The 7,787-nt window shown below is 39.7% G+C and carries 6 protein-coding genes; 3 read left to right on the plus strand and 3 right to left on the minus strand.

The features are described from left to right. Window positions 1-248: 248 nt before the first annotated feature. Window positions 249-650, minus strand: a complete 402-nt coding sequence (locus GNE10_RS29210) for a fasciclin domain-containing protein (protein ID WP_099071553.1) — start codon at window positions 648-650, stop codon at window positions 249-251. An 811-nt stretch (window positions 651-1,461) separates the two neighbouring features. Here GNE10_RS29210 and GNE10_RS29215 point away from each other — a divergent pair. From GNE10_RS29215 to GNE10_RS29225, 3 genes are all read left to right on the plus strand, one after another. Continuing rightward, entirely contained in the window at window positions 1,462-1,821 is a 360-nt protein-coding gene (locus GNE10_RS29215; RefSeq protein WP_099071552.1) for a VOC family protein, read from the plus strand. A 757-nt stretch (window positions 1,822-2,578) separates the two neighbouring features. Beyond that, on the plus strand, window positions 2,579-3,640 hold the full coding sequence (locus GNE10_RS29220) for an aliphatic sulfonate ABC transporter substrate-binding protein (protein ID WP_185569177.1): 1,062 nt from the start codon (window positions 2,579-2,581) through the stop codon (window positions 3,638-3,640). Window positions 3,641-3,982: 342 nt separating this feature from the next. Next, complete coding sequence (locus GNE10_RS29225; protein WP_185569179.1) at window positions 3,983-4,756, plus strand: HAD family hydrolase; 774 nt, start codon at window positions 3,983-3,985, stop codon at window positions 4,754-4,756. Between the two features lie 41 nt (window positions 4,757-4,797). Here GNE10_RS29225 and GNE10_RS29230 read toward each other — a convergent pair whose 3' ends face one another. After that, window positions 4,798-7,068: a DUF1796 family putative cysteine peptidase gene (locus tag GNE10_RS29230; RefSeq protein ID WP_185569181.1), complete on the minus strand. Its 2,271-nt coding sequence runs from the start codon at window positions 7,066-7,068 to the stop codon at window positions 4,798-4,800. Window positions 7,069-7,484: 416 nt separating this feature from the next. Beyond that, complete coding sequence (locus tag GNE10_RS29235) at window positions 7,485-7,697, minus strand: hypothetical protein (RefSeq protein ID WP_185569183.1); 213 nt, start codon at window positions 7,695-7,697, stop codon at window positions 7,485-7,487. Between the last annotated feature and the right edge of the window lie 90 nt (window positions 7,698-7,787).

Consider the following 7,787-nt stretch of genomic DNA (forward strand, 5'->3'; position numbering starts at 1 on the left):
ATTTAACATTATTTAAACAATTCAATTAAGTTCTTATAGTTATAATAATTAATCTTAATGAATCTAAAAATTTTGCATAATTTATACCAAATAGATTGCTGAAATTCCCTTGTCTCAAATCCAAAATAATCAGCTAATGCACGTATAAATTACATAAATACTGGGGTGGGCTGTTGACTGTTAACCGTTGAGAGTCAACGGTCAGCAGTCAACAGACCACAGCGATTCAATCACGCACCGAAGCTGAATTAACCGGGCAAAATCACCGTATCGATCACGTGAATTACACCATTATCAGCTTCGATATTTGCTGCTAAAACTGTGGCATTTTTAACTTCAAAGCCATCTGAAGAATTAATTTTAATTGGTGAACCTTCTACAGAATTCACAGTACCGAGTTGTGCCAAATCTGTCTCCAAGAGTTTTCCCGAAACGACATGATATTTGAGAATCCGGGTTAGCTGGGGAATGTTTTGTAACAAAGTTTGAATGGTTCCCGGTGGTAATTTGGCAAAAGCATCGTCATTGGGAGCAAAGACGGTGAAAGGCCCAGGACTTTTTAATGTTTCCACTAAACCAGCAGCTTGTACAGCCGCCACTAGTGTCTTAAAAGACTCAGCATTAACAGCAATATCAACAATATCAGCCATGTTTGGTACCTAAATCTCTGCAAATGATTTTAAAAGATAATAAACATATTTTAAGTTTTATGTTTCAAGTATCGGCCAATGGGGCGAAGACTTACCTTAATACAAGCAGACTCATGTTTTTCTCAATGACGTGGCAAAATCAGCAAGGGAACTCCAAAAAATAATTTGGTTAAAGTGTTGACTGTTGACTGTTGACGGTTCACAGTCAACGGTGAACAGTCTTCTATGAAATATTTTTTACTTGAAACTCTCTAAGTACCATAGCCATATTTTTTTAATTGCAAGTCCCTAACTGTTGACCGTTGACACTCAGCAGTCAATGGTTAACAGTCAACAACCCCAAGCAGAATAATTTATTTTTTGGAGTTACCTAAATAAGTAATAAGGAAGAAGGAACATTAAAAACCAATAACTTAGCTTGGCAAAAATCAAGTATAATCAGCTATTCAATTGTGACTGCAACACATAATTTTGAGCCAAAGAAAATAATGTATCTAAATCTTGTACGACTACTTATTACACGCTGCCGAAATTAGGTACTGATACTCAATCATGTATATATATTGGTAATAACCATACAGATGACTGAGACAGGACTAAAGGTGTAGAAATGAAATGAATTTTGAGCGATGGCGAGTAACCTAATCTTGAAGTAGGCGAACATAGAGTTGAAGATTTGTTTTGAAAGTAACAATTCAGTACTCAAAAGCGGCCACTGCGTTGGGGTGTTTCCAAAGTACTCCTTTGGGCGGTCAAGACCCGAATTTGCTAGCGCGCTCAAATACAATAGCTACCTAATAGACAGGTTGCAATGCAAATTCTTAAAGTATTAACTAGAGTGTATCTTAGTCCCATAGACTTGGATGAGGCGATCGCTTTCTATGAAAACCTGTTTACAGAAAAATGTTGGTTGTGGTTTCAATATTCCGAAACCGAGTTGGAACTGGCTGGCGTTGGTTCTATTCTTTTAATTGCCGGTTCACCTGAAGCACTCTCTCCATTCAAAAGTACACATGCAACATTTCTCGTTGACTCACTCAATGATTTTCGAGAAGCACTGACTCAGCAAGGTGCAATAATTCTCACCGAACCAAACAAAGTCCCCACTGGAGTTAATATGCGAGCTATGCATCCTGATGGAACAATTATTGAGTATGTTGAGTTTGTTTGATTAATTTTTAACCTCAAAAGCATTAACGTAAGTGTTCGCATCAATTATTTAACACTTGTATAGAATTTTCTATGCCAAATCAGTAAGGGACTTCTAAGAAAAAAATATTTTACAGAAGACGGTTGACAGTTTACCCTTCGATTTCGCTCAGGGTAAACTGTCAACGACCTGAACCAGAATAAGTAGAAGGACTAAATTAAACCTAACTCGAACTCGCTGGGTTTCGACACTTCGACAGGCTCCCTTCGACAAGCTCAGGGCGGTTCAGTGCATCGCTGCATCGCTGCGCTTAACCCTCTTGGAATCAGCTTACGGAGCATTGAAGTCGAAATGCGTCTTCTAAATAATTGTGTCCACCTACTTAATTTATTGGCGTTGCATAATTGCGAGATGATTTGAAAATTTGCATCAAGACATAATCCCCGTGTCTCCGTGTCTCCGTGTCTCCGTGTCAGCCTAAATCATCCCATTATTCAGCAACGCCAATTTATTTTTTGGAGTTACCTGAATAGTGCGGTTAAATCTGCTGCTTGATTCTTGAAAGAGTCTGTGATAATATCCGTGCTATTACAAAATACTGTAATTCTATCGAGTTGCCGTAAATAAAAGCCGATTTGGATTATTCGACATTTGCAAAGCTGGTTCAGTAAATTAATCAGCTATGAATTTCATATAATTTTTCAGCCAATTGCCATGAGGTGAAGGGTAAATATTTTGTGCTGAAAAAACAACAAAAATCAACAATTCCTAGTGCATTATGGTAGCAACATCCAGCAAATCTCGTTTACAGCCATTTAATTACTTTCTACTATTTTTGGTAGGTGGAATATTTACCCTATCCACAACTTTAGTGAGTTGTAAAGCCCCAAATACACCAGAGCAAGCTGCTAACGCTTCTAATAAGACTGACACTAATACCAAGATAAAAGTCCTGAAAATGGGCTACATGACTGCCGGAGATTTACTCAAGATTAAAGGAGTATTAGAAAAACGTTTAAATCCATTGGAAATTAAAGTTGAATGGTCAAAATTTGCTGCTGGGCCGCAACTTCTAGAAGCAATGAATGTGGGAAGTGTAGATTTTGGTTTCGTGGGTGAAACTCCGCCTATTTTTGCTCAAGCATCTGGTGTACCTTTTGTTTATGTTGCTAGTGGTAAACCTGGAACCGGTGAAGGAACTGCTGTTGTAGTCGATAAAAATTCTTCCATCAAGACAATAGCGGATCTCAAAGGTAAAGGACTAGCTTTTCAAAGGGCTACAGCGCAACAATACTTCGTCATTAAAGTCCTCGAAGAAGCAGGATTAAAACTTAGCGATATCAAACATATTAACCTCACCCCATTAGAAACTCGTGCAGCATTTGAACGTAAAAGTGTTGATGCAGCTGTCATTGGCGACCCCCACCTAGCCTTATTTCAGAAAACTGGTAGTATTCGTGTTATCCGAGATGGTAAGGGAATTACGACCCAAGGAGGTTATTGGTTAGGTTCGCGTAATTTCGTCAAAGATAACCCTGAAGTAGTGAAAATTATCTTGGAAGAAGTTAACAGCGTGGGTAAATGGGCTGAGGCTAACCCACGAGAAGTTGCGACACTAATTGCGCCAGAAGCAAAAATCGATATTCCCACACTAGAACTCGTATCAAAACGTAGGTTTTACACATTAAGACCGCTGAGTCAAGAAGTGCTATCAGGACAGCAGAAGATTGCTGATTTATTCTATGAACAGAAATTCATTACTAAGAAGATAAATGTTAGAGAAGCAACGCTTTCCTCAGAACAATATGCTGCTGTAACTCCTTCAGAAATTAAACCTTGAGGTGATTTAATGAACATAATGCTGGAGAAAATTAGTAGCAAATTATGGTAATTTAAAAACATATAGCAATTCTATTTGAGTTGTGGAAAATTCCAGTGCTGATGTTGATTTTTCACTATTGACTGTTGACAATCAATCGTCAACAGCAGCAATATCTCACAAATCATTTAGGACTGCTATACTCGTGAAGCTAGGAAACAGGAAACTCTTAACAGGTAACAAAAACTGTACCTAGCTTCACAGAAAATAAATAGCAGTCCTGCATCATTTAAAATACATCTAAATAGCATAATCGTGAGACTTGTTGCAAAGCCAACTGTTAACAATGAATAAATTAGAAATTTGAAAATTATAATTTTCGATTTGGACGATACATTAATTGTAGAGGTGGCAGCTGTGGAGGCAGCATTCTTAGCAACCTGTGAATTAGCTCACAAAAAATATGGTATTAATACTGAAAATTTATACCATACAGTCAAAAGTCACGGTCGCCAATTATGGAATGCTTTTGTTGACATTGAATACTGTAATAATATTGGTATCGGTTATTGGGAAGGATTATGGGGAAACTTCATCGGCGACCATCACAACTTGAAATTTATCCGCGATCGCATTCCTACTTATAGATATCAAGTTTGGTATAATGCTTTGGCTGAATTTAAAATTAATGATTCAATATTTGTTCAACAACTAGTTGATTTATTTGGCAACGAATTACGCCAACGCCTGGTTTTATTTCCCGAAACAGAATCAACACTCAAACAACTGAGCCAGAATTATTCCTTGGCTTTAATTACTAACGGCATTTCAGATTTACAATATGAAAAATTAGAAAAAACTAACCTTTTAGCATATTTTCAACACATCACTATTTCTGGAGAAGAAGGATTTGGCAAACCAGATCCGCGTATATTTAAGTTAACACTTGATAAGCTTGGTATCTCTGCTGAAAATGCTGTGATGGTAGGCGATAATCTGAGCCGAGATATCAAAGGAGCGCAGAAAATCGGCATTAGAGGTATTTGGATTAATCGCTCTAGAAAAACTCTTTCACAAGATATTTGTATTCCAGATGCCCAAATATCTAGCTTAATAGAGTTGCTTAAATTATTTTAATGTGAATAAATTATCGATGGAAGAATATTAAACCATCACCCCTATCCTTTTGCCTCATCCTTAGGGGGATTTGGCGGACACCAAAAAAGGTTTTTGCTGGAGACGCCAAGAGATTGTAAAATTCCGCGCATCACCTGTGTGCAGTACATCCAGTGTCCTAAATCGTCATACATGCGATCGGGATTAAATTCTACGTTGTAATGCAGTACACAGGGAAGGTCTAAAAATTCGTCACTGGATTGGGGAGAAAGTAGTAGCAGGTGAAATGGCTTTCCCTGGCAATGCTTTTGCAGTTTGTTGACTAAATCCACTGCACCGGCGCGATCGGCAATGCCTGTACGCACGAAAAGTACTTTATCGCAGTTTTGTATTGTATACCAAAACCTTTGTGAGCGTGCGCTGTAGCGGAGGCGCATCCGTTCGTAGACGGGAGACATATCGTTTACGGGGTCGTCTGTGTCCTCGACTTCATGGGCAAAGGATAAACCAGACCATTTACTGTGGTAGATTCTGCGTTCGTAGGCATTGAAATGCAAAAAGGCAGGGTTCCACATGTCATAAAAACGATTTTCGATTATATCTGCAATGTCTGAAATTTTGGTAGTACGGGTTAAATCAAAGGGAAAGGCGGGGCCGTCATATTCCATTTTATATAGCATCATTCTGACGGCACAGCGATCGCCCAATGGCAGAATCGCAACTCGATTAATATCTGATAATTTACATTTATATTGAAAAAGCACCGCTGAATTTGGTGGTGCTTTCACCCTACTTTCTAGTCCCTTGTTGCCAATCATCATTGTCCGGAAGGGAATGTCTGGGTGCAGGGGATCTTCATAGACGCCTGGGGGCACAGCTTTGAGTGCTAGGCGAATTTCCTGCCACATGGGATGGATGTTGTATTCATTGTCTGATTCGTTAATTACCCACAGATGGCCATCGTCCGCTTGTAAAATCCCTAAATGCCCGTCATAAAATAAAAGATTTGAGTTATTGGGCGAAAACAGATTGAAGGCGGCGCTATATTCTAAATCTGCACCGGGGGGGATGTCCACTGTGGTGGCGATCGCTCCATCTTCTTGGACAGCAAAGAATGGCAGTGTCCCTGGCTTGGCAGATTTGGCAATGTAGATACCAGCAAGCAATCCTGCTTTATTTTTCAGTGCATTTTGGAGTTGTTGCCAATAGGGAGCGATGGTGTAGGTGTATTGTGAAGGATTGACAATTCGCAAACGCTTCTCTTCAATGCAGCTAGAGATATAAAATCCTGCATTATCGAGGTAGACAATGATTTCACTTGGCCGCGGGAAGCTTTGTTTTTCTTTGACTAATTCGCTTTTGTTGATGGCAAACAAGTCCAAGTTAATGGACTCATACATCAGGCGGTGGCCGTGGGTGTTGGGGTGAGCCGGATCGAAGGATATTCCATCTTTCCAGCGTCCCTGACCGTTATCTAATGCTGGCAACCAATCGAGTACAGGAATGCCCCAATTTAGCATCCGGTTGTGTGTATCCTTTAACAGCCAATGGTGTTCCAGCCAATAATCGTTATGAGGATAAACGCCGCCGAGAATCGGGCGTGCGCCCATATCCCGTGTCATTTTTATGAGTTGCTGTAACCCGCTTTCAAACCGCCGTTGAATTCCGCGTCGTTCGTGGGGGAGACAGTAGGCTAAGCCTTCGTTACCCAAAGACAAAGCAATAATTACGATATCTGGTTTTTCTGGCCTGACCACTGAGGCAAATCGATTGATTGTTCTGGTGACATTTGCCCCGACTTCAGACACATTCACGAGTTCGTGTCCATATTTTTCCTGCAAAGCTTGTGCTAATAGCCAAGTCCAACCTTTCAAAAGCCAAGCTTTATGACCCAAGGCAACAGAACTGCCGATGACCAAGACTTTCAGGTTTTGGTAATCTTGGTTTTGGGGCATCCTAGCAGCAGGTTCTTCAGTAAAATATCCAAAGGAATAAGGCTGCAAATAACCGAATGCGCCATCATCCACAACAATTGTTTTTGACTGATTTTCACGCTCTATTGGCAGCCAGCGGTTCAGGCCGAATGCTTCCCAACGGACGCTACCGTTGGAGTCTATACGCACATACTTATATTCAACAGTCTGGCTGTTGCCTGACTCCAAAGACGGCGCAAAGTTGATTTTTGTATCTGTCCACCATAAAGGATAGCGATCGGGACTTGTACGTAGAGGAACACATTTTTTGATATCCCATAGTCCCAATTCTGGAGTAGAACCTACAATACCGATGAATTCACCAGTTTGAGTAGATGCACTGATCTGGAATCGATACATAAGTTTTTCCCTGATTTCAATATTACGATACCAGATCGAAAAGCTAAATCCTGAAAGCTAATTTGACAATATCATATAGAAATCTTGGTAGCAATTCTGAATGTCAAAATTCAGAGGTACTATGCCCTGGTTGCTTTGTGAGTATATTTTAGTGGATTGTATTTATGATACATACTATAGTCTGGGCTTTAACACTGAATAATAATCACAAATTATACTTATTTAAGTAAAAGTAAAGCGAACTTTAATTAAAGGTAAAATGTGGCGATCGCCATACAGCAGTCCCGAATCCCTAATCCCCAGTAACTAGTTTCTTTTACTTGTCAATTGGGAATGTCAATTAGGAATTCTGCTGTATTGACCGCTCATTGCAAATCAAGTCTTCGTAACAACTCTTCACGGGATAAATTAGGTAATTATAGTAAAACCCTAGCAAAGTCATCTGCTGGTAACTCCAAGAAAATATCGATGACTCTTCCTAAGTCTTTATCCACAGAACCGAACCTGAATTTCAACAGATTTTCCATCAGTTCGCGGCGTTCTTGCTGTATTCCCTGCTGTATTCCCTGCTGTATTCCTTGCTGTACTGTTGTTTGTTCCCATTGTTGATAAGCTTGCGATAAATTCATAATTAGTTCCTGGGTGCGATTCGTTTAACCCAAATGAGTAGAAATACTCTCTTAAGGTTAGCTAGGTTAACCAACCTAGACAACTTGGAT

It is taken from the genome of Nostoc sp. 2RC, assembly GCF_014222165.1.
GTDB classification, from domain to species: domain Bacteria; phylum Cyanobacteriota; class Cyanobacteriia; order Cyanobacteriales; family Nostocaceae; genus Nostoc; species Nostoc linckia.

What these genes read in the sequence shown, in the direction of transcription:
- GNE10_RS29210 (WP_099071553.1), bottom strand. Translation starts at nt 650, where the DNA reads ATGGCTGATATTGTTGATATTGCTGTTAATGCTGAGTCTTTTAAGACA.
- GNE10_RS29215 (WP_099071552.1), top strand. Translation starts at nt 1,462, where the DNA reads ATGCAAATTCTTAAAGTATTAACTAGAGTGTATCTTAGTCCCATAGAC.
- GNE10_RS29220 (WP_185569177.1), top strand. Translation starts at nt 2,579, where the DNA reads ATGGTAGCAACATCCAGCAAATCTCGTTTACAGCCATTTAATTACTTT.
- GNE10_RS29230 (WP_185569181.1), bottom strand. Translation starts at nt 7,068, where the DNA reads ATGTATCGATTCCAGATCAGTGCATCTACTCAAACTGGTGAATTCATC.
- GNE10_RS29235 (WP_185569183.1), bottom strand. Translation starts at nt 7,697, where the DNA reads ATGAATTTATCGCAAGCTTATCAACAATGGGAACAAACAACAGTACAG.